The 18657-nt window shown below is 49.7% G+C and carries 11 protein-coding genes; 10 read left to right on the forward strand and 1 reads right to left on the reverse strand.

Going from position 1 to position 18657, the window contains the following annotated elements; translation table 11 throughout:
• Nucleotides 1–14 precede the first annotated feature (14 nt).
• The 10 genes from B8987_RS12760 (at nt 15) to B8987_RS12805 (ending at nt 17038) form a co-directional block, all read left to right on the forward strand.
• Nucleotides 15–1637 carry a DNA methyltransferase gene (locus B8987_RS12760; protein WP_020373659.1) on the forward strand — a complete coding sequence of 541 codons (1623 nt, stop codon included), beginning with the start codon at nt 15–17 and terminating at the stop codon, nt 1635–1637.
• Between the two features lie 342 nt (nt 1638–1979).
• Nucleotides 1980–3215 carry an IS110 family RNA-guided transposase gene (locus tag B8987_RS12765; protein ID WP_084661662.1) on the forward strand — a complete coding sequence of 412 codons (1236 nt, stop codon included), beginning with the start codon at nt 1980–1982 and terminating at the stop codon, nt 3213–3215.
• Nucleotides 3216–3348: 133 nt separating this feature from the next.
• On the forward strand, nt 3349–4596 hold the full coding sequence (locus B8987_RS12770) for a hypothetical protein (RefSeq protein ID WP_020373661.1): 1248 nt from the start codon (nt 3349–3351) through the stop codon (nt 4594–4596).
• Nucleotides 4597–4655: 59 nt separating this feature from the next.
• Nucleotides 4656–7319, forward strand: a complete 2664-nt coding sequence (locus B8987_RS12775; RefSeq protein ID WP_020373662.1) for a DEAD/DEAH box helicase — start codon at nt 4656–4658, stop codon at nt 7317–7319.
• On the forward strand, nt 7316–9112 hold the full coding sequence (gene pglZ, locus B8987_RS12780) for a BREX-3 system phosphatase PglZ (protein ID WP_020373663.1): 1797 nt from the start codon (nt 7316–7318) through the stop codon (nt 9110–9112). Before B8987_RS12775 ends, pglZ begins: the two co-directional genes overlap by 4 nt.
• Complete coding sequence (locus B8987_RS12785; protein WP_020373664.1) at nt 9106–9819, forward strand: hypothetical protein; 714 nt, start codon at nt 9106–9108, stop codon at nt 9817–9819. Before pglZ ends, B8987_RS12785 begins: the two co-directional genes overlap by 7 nt.
• A gap of 182 nt (nt 9820–10001) precedes the next feature.
• The gene (locus tag B8987_RS12790; protein ID WP_020373665.1) at nt 10002–11906 is read left to right on the forward strand and encodes a beta propeller repeat protein; all 1905 of its coding nucleotides are present in this window, start codon (nt 10002–10004) and stop codon (nt 11904–11906) included.
• A gap of 477 nt (nt 11907–12383) precedes the next feature.
• Nucleotides 12384–13472: an RNA polymerase sigma factor gene (locus B8987_RS12795; RefSeq protein WP_020373667.1), complete on the forward strand. Its 1089-nt coding sequence runs from the start codon at nt 12384–12386 to the stop codon at nt 13470–13472.
• A 236-nt stretch (nt 13473–13708) separates the two neighbouring features.
• Nucleotides 13709–14950, forward strand: coding sequence for an MFS transporter (locus B8987_RS12800; protein WP_020373668.1), 1242 nt, complete (start codon nt 13709–13711; stop codon nt 14948–14950).
• 447 nt (nt 14951–15397) lie between these two features.
• On the forward strand, nt 15398–17038 hold the full coding sequence (locus B8987_RS12805) for an APC family permease (protein ID WP_020373669.1): 1641 nt from the start codon (nt 15398–15400) through the stop codon (nt 17036–17038).
• Between the two features lie 185 nt (nt 17039–17223).
• Here B8987_RS12805 and B8987_RS12810 read toward each other — a convergent pair whose 3' ends face one another.
• Complete coding sequence (locus B8987_RS12810) at nt 17224–18459, reverse strand: MFS transporter (protein WP_020373670.1); 1236 nt, start codon at nt 18457–18459, stop codon at nt 17224–17226.
• Nucleotides 18460–18657: the final 198 nt, after the last annotated feature.

Raw genomic sequence — 18657 nt, forward strand, 5'->3', positions numbered from 1 at the left:
AGGATGAATGAACCTTGGCATGGGATTTAGAATTTGAACAAGACAAAAAGAAAAAGGGCCCGGTAACCTGTCTTGGCATGGTATTTGAGAGCGAAGAAGCCCGTCGCACCTATTTTACAGAGGAACTTAAGAAGAAATTACCCGAACTCAAGAACATCGAAGGGTTTCCCAAGGGGCGCGATGAGGATATTTTAGCATTATCCGATCCCCCGTATTACACCGCATGTCCCAATCCCTTTTTGCCACAAATTGTAGAAGAATGGGAACAAGATCGTCCGCAGAACGACGACCCCTATCTTCGCGAACCCTATGCGGCCGATGTCTCTGAGGGCAAGAATGACCCCATTTACAATGCCCATTCCTATCACACCAAAGTTCCGCATAAGGCGATTATGCGTTATATCCTTCATTACACCAATCCTGGGGATATTGTCTTCGACGGCTTTGCGGGGACGGGCATGACCGGAGTAGCCGCTCAGCTCTGTGGTGACCGGAAAACCGTAGAATCTTTGGGATACCGCGTTGAGGAAGATGGTACGATTTTATCGAATGAAGACGATGAAACGGTGTGGAAACCGATTTCGAAATTAGGGGTTCGCCACGCGATTTTAAATGATTTAAGTCCTGCTGCCTCCTTTATTGCCTATAACTATAATACGCCAACTGATCCCCAGTTGTTCCAAGAACAAGCTGAGCAGGTTCTACGTGAAGTTGAAAAAGAGTGTGGGTGGATGTACGCGACATTGCCCTCTTACGCGACCGAAGAACAAAGGGAAAAAGCGTTAGAAGCATTGCGCAATCACCCTCAATCTATTTTAGAAGATACCTCTTTGCCGTGGGCGAAAATTAATTACACAGTATGGTCCGATGTGTTTGTTTGCCCGAACTGTTCCCATGAAATCATTTTTTGGGAGGCGGCCGTTGATAAAGAGCAAGGGAAAGTGCGGGATGAATTTCTCTGTCCATCTTGCGGTGTGCAACTAACGAAAAAGAAGCTGGAACGAGCATGGGTGACGGCATATGATGACGCTATTCACGAGACGGTTCGCCATGCCAAGCAGGTCCCAGTTTTAATTAATTATTCTATTGGGAAAAGACGGGAGGACAAAATTCCCGACGCTTTTGACTGGGCTTTACTTAATGTTATTAATTCGCAGCCCATACCCTATTGGTTTCCAACGGATAGGATGCCTGAGGGATATAATACGAAACAACCAAAAGAGTCTCATGGGATAACGCATGTACACCAGTTTTATACGAAGAGGAATTTATGGACGATGGCAATGATAGCTACAAACGCCAACGGTGATAAACCCTCTAGAATCCATTTTTGGAGGGGATCAATAGATCATGGTCTAAGTAAAAGAGTCAAGCATGGAAATTGGTCATTTCCTATGAGTGTTTTGTCTGGAACATTATATTTGCCAGCTCTTTCTCGGGAGAATAATCCTATATATTTTTATGGAAACAAATTGAGAAAACTGACCTCAGCGATCTTGTCATCTACATTTTTGATACCGTCGCCAAATATTATTGAAACAAATGATATTTCTGCATTTTATTTTTCTGTCAAGGAAGTAGTTGACTACATCTTCATTGATCCTCCTCGTATAAAGAAATTGATTCTGCTACCCTGAGGCTTTATCTTGAGGCCTGCCTCGCGGCCAGCAGCAATCGGCATTCGGGATGATCAGGCTTGCCAGATCGGGTTTCGTCGGCGATGCTCGAAGAAGATCGGGACGATTCAAGACTGCATTCCTCCTGCCGGATTGACGGCTTCGAAAGTCTGTGAGTCGGCGACGCCGCTTCGTCACAGTTAACGCGCGGGATGCCGCTCCCCTCGTGGAGACCCGTGGCACCGGTCTATCGCACACCGCGGGTGGCGATGACGGCTTATAAGCGAGGTTGCGGCGAAGGCGTCGGCGCGTCGGCGAAATCCCGTTCCCGATGCATTCCTCCGCGAAGGGAGGTGAAATCCCATGGATAGCGTGTTGTACGTCGGTATTGACACCAGTCTCGGGGCTCACGTCGTCTGCGCGATGGCGGCGGATGGCCATGTCGTCGCGCGGACGACCGTCCCCAACGATCAGGCGGGGGCCGAGCAATTCGTCGCTTGGCTGCACCCCCACGCCGCGCCGTACGCGCGGCTGGCCATTGGCGTCGAGGCCACGTCCGTGTACCATGTGCCGCTGATGGAATGGCTGACGCAAACCCCCGACTTGCAGCGGTGGCAACCCACCTGGTACGTCCTCAATCCGAAAGTCGTCCAGAAATTCCGAGAGACCTATGTGGATCGGGGCAAAACCGACCGAGCGGATGCCGCCCTGATTGCGGATGTCATGCGGTTTGGGCGCGTCACGCCCTGGACCCCGCCGGATCCGCGCTATGCGGCGTTGCAGGTCTTGACCCGCCATCGTCGGCAGCTGAGCCACCTCATCACCCAAGAAAAAAATCGCGCGTTGGTGCAATTGTTTTGTGTCTGGGGGCAGTATGCCCATACGGAGGAGCCGTTTTTCTCGAACGTCTTTGGGGTAGCGTCGCAAACCGTGTTGGAACGCTACACGCCCGATACGCTGGCAGCCATCCCGCTGGCGGATCTGGTGGCGGAAATCGCGGCGGCCGGTCGCCAACGGCTGAAAGCGCCCGATGACATTGCGCAGACCTTGCACCGCTTGGCGCGGCGCGCCTTTCGGTTGCATCCGGACGAGCAGGACGCGCGGCACCAAAGCTTGGTCCTGCATTTGGACACCATCCGGGCCTTGGAACATCAACAACAGGCGCTGGACAAAGTGATTGCCCGTGACATGCAGGCGTTTCGCCAAACCCTGACCACGATTCCGGGGATTGGTCCGGTCTATGGCGCGGGCCTCTTGGCCGAAATCGGTCCCATCGAACGATTTCCGTCGGAAAATGCCTTGGCCAAATATGCGGGGCTGACCTGGCGCCCGCATCAATCGGGGAATTTTGATGCCGACATCCGTCCGCTGACGCGGACGGGGAACGTCTATTTGCGGTACTACTTCATCGAAGCGGCGGAGAGGGTCCGGGTGCGGGACCCGCAGTTCAAAGCCTTTTACGAGAAGAAGTACCACGAAGCCACGCACCACGCGCATAAGCGGGCGTTGGTCTTGACGGCACGCAAGTTGGTCGGCGTGGTCTACGGGATGCTGACCCGGGGCCAAATCTACGACGAAAGGAAGTTGATGCCGCACTAAAGGGATTGACAACTGATTTGCCATTATCTACCACCTCCTTTTAGGCAGGTTTATGTTGACCTGGCCCTGTTCGTCGTTGTCCTAAGCTGATCGGTTCTTGACATTTAACCGCGGGACTTTCGGATCCAATATTATGTATTCGGAACTTAACTTTTTGTGGGAAGCATGGCTTAAGGTCTTTACGAATAATGGACCCGAGGCCATAGTAAATCCGGTGCAGAAGAAGACTCTTGAAGATTATCAAAAACTTATGACCCAAAGTTTTGAGGCAGCATACCGGATGTTGAAACCCGGGCGCTGGATGACCGTTGAATTTAGCAATACCCAAACAGCCGTATGGAATGCGATTACCCAAGCTATTCAACAGGCCGGCTTCGTCATTGCGAATGTCTCTGCTTTGGATAAACAACAAGGAAGCTTCAAAGCGGTGACGACAACGACTGCGGTAAGGAAAGATCTCGTTATTTCCGCGTATAAACCGTCTGAAAAGATGACTGACGAGATGGAAGCGGTGTCAGGACAGAGTGCCGGAATCTGGTCCTTTGTTGATGAGCATCTGCGGCATTTGCCGGTATTTGTGGGCAAACGCGGTCAAGCACAACTCATTGAAGAACGTAGGCCCCGCAACATTTACGACCGGTTAGTGGCATATTATGTATCCCGTGGATGGCCGTTGCCCATTCTCACCTCAGGGGATTTTCAATCGGAACTGGTGAGGCGATACCCGGTGCGCGACGGCATGGTGTTTATGGAAGATCAGGTAGCGGAATATGATCAGAAGAAGATTCTTGTTAAAGAGTTATTACAAGCCGATCTCTTTGTTTCTAATGAATCAAGTGCCATTGAATGGATTCGCCAACGACTGATAAATAAACCGCAAGCCTACCATGATTTGCAGCCGGATTTCATGAAATCCATTCAGCATCTGAATAAATATGAGAAATTGCCGGAATTAATGGAGCTTCTGGAACAAAACTTCTTAAAATATGACGGGGAAGACGAGATCCCCGAACAAATCATGAGTTATTTACGAGCCAACTATCATACTTTCCGGGGAACAGAAATAACCCGGGAAATGCGGCAAAAAGCCAAGGGCTTTTGGTATGTTCCCGATCCCCGTAAAGCTGCAGACCTCGAGAAGTTGCGAGAACGGGAATTGTGGCGGGAATTTGAGCACTATCTTGATGAGGCTAAAACCAGCAGCAGTAAACGCCTCAAAATGTGCCGGACTGAGGCCCTCAAGGCGGGATTTAAACGGTTATGGATGGAACAAAAATACGCCGACATTGTTTTGGTTGGAGATAAATTGCCACCTGCTATGGTCCAAGAGGATATCTTTTTGTCCCAGTTTATTCATAATGCGAAGTCGTTGATGCGATGAACACGTGGCGATATCTTCCCTCATGTTCTCAAATGGTGCGTATCCTGGATTGCCAGACCGTGTTCGACCAAAAAACATGTCAGGTGTGGCTACCGAACGAAGAGCGGGTCATCACGGTTCGCGAAGAGGAGCTCGGTGATGCCAGGGTTCTTTCGCTCGCCGAGATTCGCTACCGTGCTTTAGTGGGCCGAATTATTCAGGCCTTAAACCAAGATGTGCTGTTAGCGCCATTGGAGGGGCAAATTGAACCAATGCCCCACCAGTTCGCGGTATTGGAGCGTGTTATTTACGGCGGGCAGGGACGGCTTCTTTTGGCCGATGAAGTGGGTTTGGGAAAGACCATTGAAGCCGGATTGGTGATTCGTGAACTAAAATTGCGTGGGCTCATCCAGCGTATTTTAATTGTCACTCCCAAAGGACTCATGCAGCAATGGAAGAGTGAACTCTGGTTGCATTTTGACGAGGTCTTCCAGCTCATTACCGGGGAGGACATGAAACGGGTTGATGGCGTCCAACCCGAAAGGTTATGGCTCGACCACAATCAGGTCATTGTTTCTCACGATAGCATTAAGCCATTGGCCAAACGCGCGGGATGGGAAGCTCGGCAGATTGCGGAATATAACCGGAGACATTTTGATGCGATTACCCATGTGCCCTGGGATCTCATTATTGTTGATGAAGCGCATAGGCTTGGCGGAAGCACCGATTACGTGGCCCGCTTTCGTTTAGGGCAAGCGCTGGCTATGGCTTCACCCTATCTCCTGCTGCTTTCGGCGACGCCACACCAGGGAAAATCAGACCAATTTGTGCGCCTCTTGTCCTTACTTGATGCCGAACGCTTCATTGACGCGGATCACATGACGCCAGAAGATGTCAGGCCGTATGTGATTCGTACGGCCAAACGGCAGGCCTTGTCGTTGGATGGCACACCTCTTTTTAAGCCGCGGATCGTGGAATTAGTCTTGGTCGATTGGAGTGAGCCCCAGTATCAAGCGCAAAGAGCATTATATGAGGCCGTAACCGACTATGTCCGGCACCGTTATCAGAAGGCTTTGCGTGCTAAACAATTTTCCCAAGCCTTTCTCTTGATTCTCATGCAGCGGTTGGTGACCTCATCACCTGCGGCGATTTTACGCGCTATTGAAAGGCGACTTCAGGTCTTAGATGGGCAGGAAGAACAAGAGGATGAGCATTCTGTAATCAGTGAAGATGACGAGGAAAATAAGGAAATTATGGCGGGATCGGTGATTGGCGGAGAACGGCAACACCTATTAAGTCTTAAGGATTTAGCACTGGTTGCCTTAAATCATGCGGACGCCCGTTTAGACCGTTTATTGCGATTAATGGATGAACTGCGGCAAAAAGAAACAAGCGACATGAAATTCCTCATTTTTACGGAATTTCTTCCGACTCAAGCCATGTTGGCGAAAATGCTGAAAGAAGCGGGATACCGAGTCAGCATACTCAATGGTCAAATGAGCCTGGAGGAACGGCTTGCTGTGCAAGAAGAGTTCCGGGATGCCAGTCAAATTTTGATATCCACCGATGCAGGTGGAGAGGGATTGAATCTGCAGTTCGCTCATGTGGTCATTAACTACGATTTGCCCTGGAATCCCATGAAAATTGAACAGCGCATTGGGCGTGTCGATCGGATTGGGCAAACCCATGACGTTTGGGCCTTCAACTTTGTCTTGCAAGACACCGTGGAATCGAGAGTCCATCAAGTTTTATTAGAAAAACTGCAGAGGATACTAGAGGAAATGGGAATCGATAAGCTCGGGGATGTGTTAGATTCCTCCGGCACGGATATTAATTATCCGCATCTCTTTATGGAATCTTTAATGAATCCAGAGCGGACAGAGCAATACTTGAGGGAATTTGTGGAAAGCGTCGAGACTCAAGCCAAGAGCAGTCGACACCAAATTGATGCGATTAGTGCGTCGCCGCCTGATTTAAAGAAAGTGTCCCAGGCGTTACGGCATCCTTTTCCTGAATGGGTACAGTTGATGACCGAGCAATATGTGATGGCGCGAGGCGGTATGATTGAGCCACGCCTGTTTGGCATCGATATTCATTTTCCGGACGGTGAGGTCATATCCCAAGCTGTTTTTCGAAAACGGGACCGGGCGGTCCATGCCCATTACGTGGGTATTCATCATCCCCGTATCGCCCAGCTCATTGACCAGGTACCCTGGGTAACACCGGGTGAAATGGTTGTGACGCTTATCTCGCCCCAATTTCCACAAGGATTACAGGGCCTGTGGAGCCTATGGAAATTGACTCTCACGACTTCGGAGCAAAAACGGTCCCGTCTTATCCCTCTGTTTATTTCGCATGATGGCAAACGGTTTCGAACGACGGCACAAAAGATATGGGAACAACTATGCCAAATAGAATTTCAGGGACAGATTACGGCGCACCGGGTCCTAAGTGATGAGGAATTTCATAGGCTTCGACAAGCTGCCGAAGAAGAAGGTCGATCTTCTTATCAAGACCTCATCGCTTCTCACCAGATGTTTTTGCAGGGGGAAAGAGACAAAGCCATCAAAGCCTACCGCATCCGCGTGCAAATGGCCGAGCATGTTGGCTTACCGGAAGTGCGTGAGTTTCGCCTCAAGCGGTTGCGACAAGAACTGGACAAACGGCAAGCACAACTTGATCAGATGCAAAAAACCATTGCCCAGATCACCCCGTTGTTGATTGTGGAGGTCAAAAACCTATGACGTGGCGCCAGCGCATTGTCGATTTCATTTGTGAATCGAGTAAGAGAGTGCGGGTTATCTCTGATCCCCATGGCTTATTATTAGATGAAGAGTTGCTGGCACTTTTGCAGCAGCAAGAGATCGTGGTCCTCAGTTACGAGGATCCCCTGCGTTTTCGTTTAGTTTACGAAGAGGACTTTCGCATGAAATGGGATCAACATCAGAGCACTCCTATCTTGGTGGTGAGAACGGGTTATTTTGATCTTCATCAACTGCCTTATGATGTTGTGAGCCGTGCAAACCAGCTCTATCTATCTATGAACCAGGTCTTTCCGAATTTGGATGTGGCCGTACTCGATGCTTTAGATTCCCGTGCCTTCGATCAGATTCTCGAATCACCCCGTTATCCCCAAAAGTCTCTGACCTATGAAGACAGTGCCGTCTTCGTTATGCGCACGTTATACCGGGTCGATCCCGACTTAGTGGGAAGTGAAGAAGATCTTCTGACGTTAATTTTCCGAGTCCATTCGACGGATTTAGGATTGTCACCCGGATTGATATCGTGGTTAAGTACTTTGTTGAACGGGTATTGGCATAGTGAAATCCCGTTATCTGAGGTGCTCCTGTCCCGAGAGAAATGGCAACAATATCTGGCCCAGTGGTCTCACCAGAATGACCTGTTATGGCTACAAGGGAGCTATTGGATCAAACGATTAGGGGGTGATGATCACATTGGGGAAAATGAAGTCATCATTGGAGAGGAAACCCATCATAGTATTCAAGAATTTTTGCACAGGGAGCATCTGGTCGGTCTTGATTGGATTGACAAAGCCTATGATATGGCTCGCATTTACCTCGCCACTTACTTAGGAAATGATACCTATTCCCCACTCACCTGTGAGATTGAGCGCGTATTTTATGAATGGGTTCTCCATCATTACGCCCTGATGGCGTCTTTACCGCATTTACCCCGGCCCAAAATGGTCCATCATATTCCCCAGTGGATAAGCCATGAGTGGCGTATTCGCCACGACCGGTGGGCGCTTGTGGTGCTTGATGGGCTGAGTTTGCCGGAATGGATTTATCTACGTCAGTTTCTTTCCCTGAAGTGGGACCAGTGCGATCAGTGGGCTGTGATGGCATGGGTACCGAGCATCACTAGTGTTTCTCGCCAAGCGATATTTTCGGGACGTATCCCCCGAGCTTTCGCCGGATCCATCTATACAACGCAAGGAGAAGAGAAGGCATGGAAGACATTTTGGAAGGAACAGGGCATGGATTTATACCGTGTTCTTTACCAGAATACGGTGGATACAATGACCGTAAAAGATTTCATGCAGCAAATAGACAGTCGGGATGCGATCATGGTAGGATGTGTCGCGAATATGGTCGATGATTTGGCACATCATGCCCAAATGGGCATGAGGCAAATTCTCGCCGATCTAAAACAATGGATGAAAGATGTGGGCTGGTTGTCTCAACTTATCAAGGCACTTCAAGAAAGACATTATCACATAGTCATCACTAGCGACCATGGCCATACACCAGTGCGGGGGATTGGCAAACCTCCTACCGGGTCATTAAGCGCCACCAAGGGGGAACGAGTTCAGATTTTTGAATCCGAAACCTTACGCCGCAGTGTCAATCTCGATAATCAGTGGGGTATAGACTGGCCCTTTGCCCATACTTTACCCGTCGGAACCTATCCCTTATTAGCCCGATCCCATGAAGCCTTCAATACTGAAGCTCAGGGCGTGAGTCATGGTAGTATTTCGTGGGAAGAACTCATGGTGCCGGTGGTGGTGATATGGTAAGGCCAGGACCGCGCGTCGGGATTGATCATAAGATTCGCTGGGCCGACTTAGACATGGTGTATCACTGGTGGTTAAGGGGAGAGTCTATTTCCCCAGCGACCCTCATACCCCGCTGGCAGCATATTCAAGGACAAGCCGCACGCAAGAAAGCGGCGACCATTATGACCCGGCTGTGGAATCAACCTTTTTGGCAAGATCCTTTAAATTACGATGTTTTAGTGAAGACCTTGAATGAAAACCGGATTCTCGGATATTGGGGACTCTTTATCACTGCCTATCCATTTTTTCGGGACACGGTTACGGCGATAGGGCGGTTGTTAGCCCTATCAGAAGGGTTTACGACCCGCCAAGTTTACGCGCAAATCGCGACGATTTATGGCGATACCGAAAGAGTCCGCGTTGGCGTCCGGATGATTTTAGGGTCACTGACCGAATGGCAAGTATTAAAGCGGGAGAAAATCGGCCACTACAGGTTACATTCCTCTCCAGTCACGGTTGTAGGGGCTGAACTCTTAACCTTTGTACTTTATGCGACGCTTCAGACTTTAGACCAAGACCGGATTGCTCTGGATACCGTAGGGCATCTGCCGTGGTGGTTTCCCTTTCAGATTGAGGCATCTCGCTGGACTTTACGAAGCACGGGCCTCGTCATTGAGCCTTCCGGCGGAGAGCATTTAATGGTGGGGAGGCCATTCTCATCTGTTTGACAAGCGGGATAGTTATGAGCTACAAACACGGCAAAGGCCTCGATGACGAGAGTTTTTTGGTTCTTAGCACAATCTTTAAATCCCGAGTCCTCCAATATTCCTCAAGATATTGGTAACCCCTATGTGCTTCCTGGCGTTATTGGCAGTGATGAGAACTGTGCATAACGTCAGGAGGTTTTTTGATGAAACCACTGAGAACGCCATTCATGGCCCTTACATTGATGCTGAGTGTCACCGGCTGTGGCGTCAGCGTCAATCCTTCTCCGTCCTCTTCCCCATCTTTTCACTCTTCTTCTCCTACGCCTTCTTCACCTATATCCTCCAAACAGCCTGTGTCCCAGGCACCATCTCCCACGGAAAATACTTTGCCACAAATTTCTGTGAATACAGCCGATCAGACCCGTATGCAGGCCATTGATTTTCTCAGCCCTTCGCAGGGGTTTTTGGCCGGATGCGGAGGGATTTGGCAAACCACAGATGGTGGGAATGCGTGGAGCTCGGTCTATTCGCATGCGGCAAATTTTTGGGGAATTCAATTTATCAACAATAAAACGGGATGGACGTGGAGTGACTACACCTTGGTAGCTACCACCGATGGCGGAAAAAGCTGGCAGGTTCGCTATCACGGTGGGTCCCCATTTATCTCCATCAGTTTTACGGGCACTCATACGGGCTATGCTGTGATGGGAACGCCGAGCGCTCCTCCGGGAAGTGGAGGACCAGGCGATGGTCTTTATGAAACACACGATGGGGGACGGCACTGGCAGGTGTTAGCGACACCGTTTCATCCTTTGGCCGTTGCTTTTTGGGGACAGCAGCTAGGCTGGGTGGTCGGAGATAGTCGCATTTGGCATACCACCGATGGAGGAAAACGGTGGAGTCCTGTCTATATTTTTGGCTCAACTGTTCCTATGGCTGCCCATATCACGGTGGCGACACCGAAAAGTATCTGGGTTATTTTGCAAGGCGGATCGGGAATGAGCCAGACATCCTATACGGTGATTCATGATACCCCACAGACGGGATGGAAGGTGGTGGCGGCCAAATCCACCGCCGGAGCTGGGCCGGCACCAGATGCTCCGTCTGATGCGCCTAAAGCCCCGGAATTGGCACCGGGCCCTCTTGCCGTGGTCAATGGTGCGACATTTTTAGGTGGGGTCAGTTCTGCTCGAAATTTGGGCACGACAGCTATCTGGTCGACACAAAACGGGGGTCAAAGTTGGAATACCTATCCCCCGATTTACGGGGCCAATGGCGTGCCTGGATACGCTGCTCTGAGCTTTGTCTCGCAAAAACAGGGTTGGTTGGTCGACGGGCTTAATAATACACAAGTGCTAAGGACCTTAAATGGCGGGAAGACCTGGCAGCAAATTTTTCCCCCACCGGAACCGGTGAAGTCGGTGAGTTTTGTCACCCAGTTTGTCGGCTATGGTTTAGGGCTTCCGGGACACCCCAATCAAATTGTCATGACTCAAAATGGCGGAAGCCGTTGGCAACCTGTAGGGAGACTGCCCGCGTCGTCGCAGTGGCAATTTGATGGCAGTGGTAATAGTCTCGATTTTACCAGTGAAGCGAACGGCTGGGTGGTACGGCAAAGTCATTTGTTCAAAACCCTTAATGGCGGAAAAAGCTGGGCCATGGTAACGCTACCGGGCTGGACACCTCAAGATGGTTTAACCGACGTCAGTTTTATTGGACACAGTGGTGTGGTGGGAGCACCGTACTCTAACACCTGTTGGTGGACCGCTGATGGCGGACAGACATGGAATGAGGCTCAACATGAAAACTTTGAGCAAGCCTTAACTGATATAAATCATTTTGTGAACCAAGAGGTCCAACGCGTGGGACAACCTCTAGAAATGGCAGGGTCAGAAGGCCCCATATTATGGCTCGTTTTTCAAGATCAGCGTTGGGTGCTATCGGTCAATAACGGGAGATCATGGACGATGCATTCGTTTCCCACTTCGCTAAATTATGCATGGGGAGCTTTAGGTTTTACCAGTGCTACCGATGGTTGGCTTCAGGCTGTCCAAGGGATGTTGTATCATACCACAAATGGAGGTATTAGTTGGACGCCTGTCCCCTAGCATTGGGATGGCCAGGACTTTAACAATTGACAAGACGAGGAAAGCGAATGCACGCATCACGAAAAGCCCCCAAGAGGAACGGTTGGGACCGTTCCTCTTGGGGGCGAGACTTCGCAGCATTAGATTGTTCTCCCATACTCATTCCACTGGCTATCTGCCCTGATGACTCGGGCGCTTTCTTCAATTAGGCCCTCATGAACGACAACAAAGTACCGGATATTGCCCGCAGACATATGTTCCCAGGAGCCCCGGAAGAAATTGATACCTTGGAAATTACCCCAATCTTTTTGTTGACAATGCACAGCTTCCTCAAACATTTTGTGTACGATAATAGGCAATGAATTCAGTCAAACGAAAAGAGTCTCTAGGGGTTACCTGGGAGGAAGAAGGTATAAGAGAGACGCGTTTTAAGGGATGTCATGTGGGTATGGCCAACAAGAGTGGTCGGTGGACATCAACCGTTTGGAGGTAAAACCTATGGATGATTGGGATGAATGGTGTACCGCGATCGATTCCTCCATCCGGCGTTATTGTCAGAACAGAGTTCCGGAGCAGGATGTCGAGGATGTGGTTCAAGAGATTTGGCTGAAATTCTTTGATCGTCCCCGAGAGCATGTGAACGCCATCTGGGTGCAGGGGAATCACGGCTATGTCATGGGTATTGCCAAGCATGTCGTCGCCGATTACTGGAGAAGGCAAAAATCGGTGGACATTGTGGCTGACCGACCAGCCTTCTCATCGGGTCATGACGTGGTGGAAGATAAAGAATTTGAACAAGAAATACGCTTGCTCATTAAGCAGTTGCCAAAGACCTTGCAAGGGATAATCCAGGACCGGTTATTTGTGGAAGCAACACTTGAGGATTTGGCACGTGTGTATCATCTTCCCGTGGGCACGGTGAAATCGCGGCTACATCAAGCCCGGCATTTATTACAACGCCGCCTGCTCGCTTTGCCACATGATGACGGGCCGTTGTTATTCCCGGATCCTTACCGAATCGTATTAGGTAGGGAAAAAGCCTTGTGGCAATGGCTCAAAGCGGGGGAATTTGATATCCGAATGACCTGGACGGTGCGGGTCGAGCCTCTAGGCTCAATATGGCTGGATGTTCACGTGGCGATGACCCAGATGAGGTCGTTATCCCCGTTGTCGATGCGTTGGACTGATTTGGGGTGGCCGAGGCGTTTAGTGAGCAATACCGCTCTTCGTCGTTTTGTCTCAACAGACGGATCTATTCACAGAGGATATCAACTCAGTGACGTAACCCATCCTACCCATATCAATTTGTCTTTCTTTCTCTCTCCGCAAAAGGCCCGACGTCTTCATATGCTCAGTATCACCCGGTCCGGATTTCATGTGGCATTTGAAACTATTCCCGTCTCTTCGCCTCCATCGCACCTTCGTATGACCTCAAAAATGGCCTTGGTTTTGCCAGCTAGATGGCATGTGAAAACCCCGGCCCGCCAGCCGGAGCAACATCTTGTCGTGAATGACAGGCAATATCTCTTATATCAGATGGCGGATCCGGCGAAACTCTTTCGCATGGCCTGTGATACCCACATCTAAACTGCCGACGACAAGGATGGTCCGCCGCATTTCTTGATCAGAACTGTGATGAGATTGATGCACGTAAGTCGAAAAAGCTAATCCCATCTCGGGACGTTGTCCGATGGCTTGGTAGTTTGTGTACCAGGAATTGTTTTTTGGCATTTTTCATTCCACCCTATCTCAAAACCCGAACCTCATGGGGTGTTTTTCCGACATGCTTAGTGGAACACCAGCAGATACTTGAGGAGGGTTTGATGTTGGCGTCACGGCGTTTGTGGAAACATCCGCAGTTTATCGTTTTGATTTCCGGTCAATGGGTTTCCCAAGTGGGGAATGCGCTCTTTCTGATGGGGGTCTCGTGGTTTATTTTGAGTACCACCCATAACCGCACCGATTTAGGGTATGTGCTCGGTACTGCAGGCATTGCAGGGCTGATGGGCATTGTCTCCGGAGTGTTTGCAGACCGTTGGAATCACCGCAGAACGTTGGTATTGACCGATTGGCTGCGGGCGGTATTAAGTGTAAGTTTAGTGGCTCTGTTTTGGTTTCATGATCTGCATCTCGTCCTTCTGGCCGTTATATTATTTCTTCTGAATCTGTTAGAAACCTTATTTAATGCGGCAGAGATGGCCTATTTGCCGGAAGTGACGGGGCAAGATCTCTATCCCGAAGCTAATAGCGTGAATCAAAGTAGTAGTGCCCTCTCACAACTCGTCGGTCTTGGCACTGGGGGTTGGCTATTAGCGCTTGGCGGTCCGTCATTGCTGTTTTTGTTAAATGGCATAAGTTTTGGCGTTTCCGCACTGAGCTTGCTGATAACCCGGCCCAATACCCGGTCCATGCAATACGTGTCGTCTCATCACAGGATTCGTGAAGATTTGATAGAAGGCCTGCAGATCATTTGGCAGAGTGCTTTCCTTCGTCGATTAATTCCTTTGACAATCGCGATTAATTTTGTGCTCACGCCGATTAGCATTATGGATGTCGCCTGGGTGCGTCAGATTCTGCACCGGGGGGCCGTTTCCTATGGATTCTTTAGCGTGGCATTTCTCATCGGCGTGATTGTCGGCAGCTTCTTCGCTTCGTCACTGCACAAAAACTGGGAAATGTCCAAGACGATTATGGGGAGTTTTGTTGTGCTTGGAACCGCCTTTGTTAGTATGACCTTGTATCCTCGTTTGTGGGCGAGCCTTCTTTGTTTACTGCTTGCGGGAATCACGGTGGGGATCATCAATACATTACTTTCTACCCAAATCGTTCTCATGACAGCGCCCGAGGTGCGGGGGCGCATTGGGGGAATCGTGTCTACGGGTATGAGCATGGCCACACCGCTGGGCGAGATTTTCGTGGGATGGGCAAGTGGTGTGCTGGGATTGATCTGGCTGTTCCGCTTGGCCGGATTATTGATTATGGCCCTGGCCTCTGGGTTTATCGGATTACCCACGCCCCAGCCTCTTGAAATCGACCCCTCTTCCCATCGAGACCTTAGCCCATAAGGTTTGGCCATCATCATTTACACAAATACTCTTGAGGGGCAATGGGGTTCAGGGATTTGTGGGGAAATCGTGGGGCAGCTTTCTGCTCTATTCGCACCTAACCCGCGCCTCATTGCTAGATAGCGAAGCAAAAAAAATGACTGTGACAAGTCCCGGTCAAAACGCCAAGCAGGATTCGATCCACGCAAATTATGTAAGAGTTATGATATATCGCCCAGAAAATCTAACATAAATAGAGAAATATAAACGGACTTTTGACGGGACAATGCAAATTTTGTGACATATGACGAGGGTTGTCTCGGCAATTTTTGCCGTGCCATGTTACAGTAAACGTGTGAGTTGGTTTGTATTTTCGCAGTTCCTTCTCCCTTGATGATGGACTTTAGCCCACAGCGATCAATCCGGTGATGATTTGTCATTTGCCCACAGAAAGGACGGATCCATCCTATGGTCAAAGAATCGCATGTTAGTACCCTCTCTTTAGATCCCGACGTCGCGCCCTATCGCCGGGAGCTCACCTTTTGGGATCTGGTATTTGTTTCGATTACCGGGGTTGTCGGATCGGGTTGGTTATTCGGATCCTATAATGCGGCCAAAATCGCTGGGCCGGCTTCTTTGATAGCCTGGGTTATCGGCGGCATTGTGGTCTTGTTAGGCGCCCTGATCAATGGCGAGTTAGTTGGCATGTTCCCCAGAGCTGGGGGAGCTATGCGCTATCCTTTGTATTCTCATGGATCGTTAGTGGCATTTTTGATCGGGTGGGGCAGTTGGATCCCTGGGGCAGCGGGGGCTGCAACCGAGGCGGCGGCTGTCATTCAATATGCCAGTTCTTATCTGCCCGGGTTATTTAACGGAACCACCATGACGCCCGAAGGCGTGCTCGTGGCGGCAGCCTTGGTGGTCCTTTTTACTTATATCAATTTGCTGGGGATCAGGTTTTTTGCCCGAATTAATGGACCGATCACCGTGATTAAATTGGCGGTGCCGATTGCGACGATTATTATCTTGTTGGCTACGAGTTTTCATGCCAGTAATTTGACATCCCATGGGTTTATGCCGTTTCATATCAAGAGTATTTTCCTGGCGCTGGCGACATCCGGGATCGTTTATGCGTATTTGGGATCGAGCGGACCCTTGGAATTGGCCGCGGAAGCGAAAAATCCTAACCAGCAAATTCCTCGCGTGTTATTGATGGTCGTGGGCTTCTCCTTTTTACTCTATACCTTGCTGCAACTGGTATTTTTAGGAGCCGTTCCTCCTAGTTTGCTTGCTCGCGTCAATTGGAGTGGGTTGTCATTTAATGCGCCATTTGCCAATTTGTTAATTGCTGTGAATTTGGTTTGGTTTTCCTATTTTCTCTATGCCGATGCCATCTTATCACCCTCAGGAACGGCGTTATCCGGAACAGCCGTTGTATCGAGGATCGTCTATGCGTTAGGTCTTGAGGGATGGGCCCCTAAATTTCTTGCGCATGTGAGTGAGAAAACGGGGGTACCGACCAGAGCCTTGTTGGTGAATTTGCTCTTTAGTGTCTTTTTCTTGTTACCTTTTCCCAGTTGGCAAGCGTTAGTTGGGGTCATCGTCACCTGTGCCCTGTTTATCCGGTTGGTTATACCCATATCCCACATGGTGATGCGAAGGACTTTGCCCGATCAAACCAGGCCGTTTCGTACACCCTGGGCTAAGATTGTTAGCCCATTGGCCACGATGATCTCGGCTTTGATTATCTACTGGGTGGGATGGCCTATCAATGGTCAAGTGATTTTATTTTTCGCGGTAGGACTCGTGTTTTATGCTCTGTCTTTTAGGAAGCAAGGTTGGCCTTTGTCTCACATTTGGCATGGAATTTGGTTTTTAGTCTTTATGGGATTTTTGGCGGTCATGTCGTGGCTCGGGACCTATGGCGGGCGTCATCTGATTGCAGCCCCTTGGGATTCCTTAGGGGTTGCAGCCGGAGCTCTCGTGCTTTGGGGTTGGGGTGTCGCTTCGGGATTGCCTATTGAACAAGCGCTTATGGGTGGACGGCAAATGGCCAGAGAACTTCGGGTACAAGAACCCGAGCTAAGTAGTTTTGATCAAAATTTCTGAATCATCCTAGGCACTAAAGCGTCTGTTATAGCAAAGATTTCATCATCAGAGACCAAATAAGACCAAGACATAACGAATGGGTTTTGATTTCCGCTTATCTGAGACCATATATCATGGGTCAGGCTTAAGGGATACACCAGGGTTATCATGGCTAAGGATACCTCAAGTCTGGCCCATGGATACCATTAGCCTGTGGTTATCATCCGTTCTTCTTGCGAGGCTGTTCCGAGGCGGAATGCGTTGCGATAAGAGAAGACGGCAAGAATGGTTAGGGGAATGGTCAGCATGAACATGCCGAACGGGTGTAAAATTTCATACCCTATGCCTCCTAATGCGTAGGCCACGAAGGTGCCAAAACCTTGGACCATGCCCAACAGGCTAAAGTATAGCCCATGTTGGCCACTTTTCGGCAACACACCCATTAACGAAAAGATTTGACCAAAGGCAAAGACATCGCCCACACTAAGAAGAATGATGGCAATACTCCAGCCTAAAACTGTTTGCCATATGGCTCCGATAACTAATCCACTCAGTAAAAACATGCCGACTGATCCAGACCACGAGTTCGGGTGTTTATCCAAAAAATGGGCTACAAGAAGTTGCAGGGAAAACACGAGAATCATATCGATAGCTCCGAGCACACCGTATAACTTTGCCCCATGAGCAAAATGAAAAGACAAGTCTAGGGGCACGCCTGATTCAAACTGCATTTCAACGATGACGACCAGCGCAAATGACAAAAGAAGCCAGGAAAACGCTCGATCATGTTGGAGAATCTGCCACGGCTTCATAGATGATGGGGACTGGGACATTCTTAACGCGGGCTCAGGCGACCGAGATCGTGAGCGGCCCACAGTCATCGCGAGCGCCCCGGCTGCGAGCGCATAACCTGCTGCTGCAAAAAAATAGGGTGCGCGTGAATAACCTCCTCCTAAGAGGAGAGCAGAGAGAGGCAACGCCGCCGCCATGCCAATATTATTGAGCCAATGAATATAGTTCTGAATGACCCCTCGGTACTCGTCTTTGACCAGTTCGTTAGCCAAGCCCCGCGCCATCGCGTTAACGGTGGACGCAGCGAGTCCTAAGATGGCAAGGGTCATCACAATGGTGGCCGGTTTGTGCGTGAAAGCCAAGGCCACGATTGCTGCGGCACTCAGGAGGCCAGAAATGATATAGGTGCGAAGATTCCCCAGTCTCTGGGACACAAGTCCCCCAGTAAACCCGAAAATTCCACTCGCTAAGAAACGGACAGATAACAACAAGCCGGCTTGCCAGGGATGATAGTGCAAGACGTGCGTGAAGTAAATAATGAGGAAGGGATAAAGCATAAATGCTGAAAAGGGGACGATGAAAGAAATTAAAAAAAGGACGATCACGGGTCCTGTGATTACGGACCGAAACGACTGAAGGGTTTTCGGCATGGTTGTGTAATCCTTTCAATATATTGCATCAATGTATTTCAGCATCGATTGGCGTGCCATTGAGAAATCAAGGACGGTACGGGCCAAAATGTGACTCGATAAACACTAATCTGTGTTCACTATCACATAACACTTTTGAGGGGTTTTCAATTGATATGACCCGATATTTTTGTTTTTACTCAAGATTTTTTCCCCTTT

The sequence above is a fragment of the Sulfobacillus thermosulfidooxidans DSM 9293 genome, assembly GCF_900176145.1.
Classification (GTDB): Bacteria; Bacillota; Sulfobacillia; order Sulfobacillales; family Sulfobacillaceae; genus Sulfobacillus; species Sulfobacillus thermosulfidooxidans.